Source organism: Pedobacter jamesrossensis, from assembly GCF_042650905.1.
Classification (GTDB): domain Bacteria; phylum Bacteroidota; class Bacteroidia; order Sphingobacteriales; family Sphingobacteriaceae; genus Pedobacter; species Pedobacter jamesrossensis.
Genome location: NZ_JBHSBY010000061.1, coordinates 1 through 1,215, shown reverse-complemented (window position 1 = coordinate 1,215; position 1,215 = coordinate 1). Strand labels below are relative to the sequence as shown.

Genomic DNA, 1,215 nt, shown 5'->3' with positions numbered 1-1,215 from the left:
TGTAAGCTCCCCTGTTTTTCAGACCATTCAAAAGTATAATTTTGTCCTCAAATTTCCTGCAATAAATCTACAGGAGATTTGAAGTTTAATGCCTGGTGTGGTCGATGGTAATTGTAATCCACCATCCATTCCTCCACTTTCTCCCTTACATCATCCAGGGAGTGAAATATGTAGGCATTTAACAATTCTCTTCTGATGCTCCCATTCAATCTTTCAATATATGCGTTCTGTGTTGGCTCTCCTGGCTGGATAAACACCAGTTCAACATTGTTTTCCTTTGCCCATTCATCGAGCTTATGCGAGATGAACTCCGGCCCATTATCCATTCTTATTTTTTTTGGAAGCCCCCTATATTGTTTTAGCTCATCCAAGGCTCTTATAACTCGCAATGCCGGAAGTGAATAATCTATCTCCATAGTAAGCATCTCTCTGTTGTAATCATCAGCGATGTTCAACAACCTAAATTTCCTTCCATTCCAAAGCGCATCACTCATAAAATCCATGGACCATACCTCATTCACCGTTTCTGGCACAAATAAGGGTTTTTTGACTCTTTCCGGCTGCCTCTTCTTTGCCCTGCGCCGGATATTAAGCCTCATTGAGGTATAAATCCTATAAATCTTTTTATGGTTCCATTTAAGCCCTTTTCGACGCAATCGGTAATAACACTGCCAGAAGCCTATGGAGACGTGCTTTTCAACAAGAAGTGAAAGCGCATCAACTACTTCATTGTCATCCCCTCGTTTATGTTGATAATAATGTTTGCTTCGGTTCAATCCAACGCATTTACAGGCCTGACGGTGGCTAATCCTTTTTACCATTTCATCCACTAGATCCCTTTTCTCGTCAGGCGTTAAAGCTTTTTTTCTACAGCCTCCTTGAAAACTTCATGAACAAGGCTGAGGTTCGCATACATTTTCTTCAAACGTGCGTTTTCCTCCTCCAGTGCCTTGAGCTTTGATAGCTCCTTGACTTCCATTCCGCCATACCTTTGGCGCCATTTGTAAAAGGCTGCAGTGCTAATTCCTAACTCTCTGCAGAGATCATGAACGTTTTTGCCGCTCTCATGTTCCTTGATTGCTTTTACAATCTGGGATTCCGTAAACTTGATTCTTTTCATATTACCAATTAAAATTAATAGTTTTTCTAATAGCCTCGCTGCGCTCGGTCTAGAATTCTACTTTTAAATGGTCTGAATTTTGGGAAGTGCACACT

Annotated in this window: 1 protein-coding gene; it reads right to left on the bottom strand. The window is 41.0% G+C overall.

Annotated features, from left to right (window positions below; all coding sequences use genetic code 11):
• Positions 1 to 47 precede the first annotated feature (47 nt).
• Positions 48 to 1,120 (bottom strand): IS3 family transposase gene (locus ACFOUY_RS09005; RefSeq protein ID WP_378960174.1). Its coding sequence is split into 2 segments (ribosomal slippage): positions 48 to 859 and positions 859 to 1,120, totalling 1,074 coding nucleotides; the frame shifts between segments, so codons are not numbered across the junction.
• Positions 1,121 to 1,215: the final 95 nt, after the last annotated feature.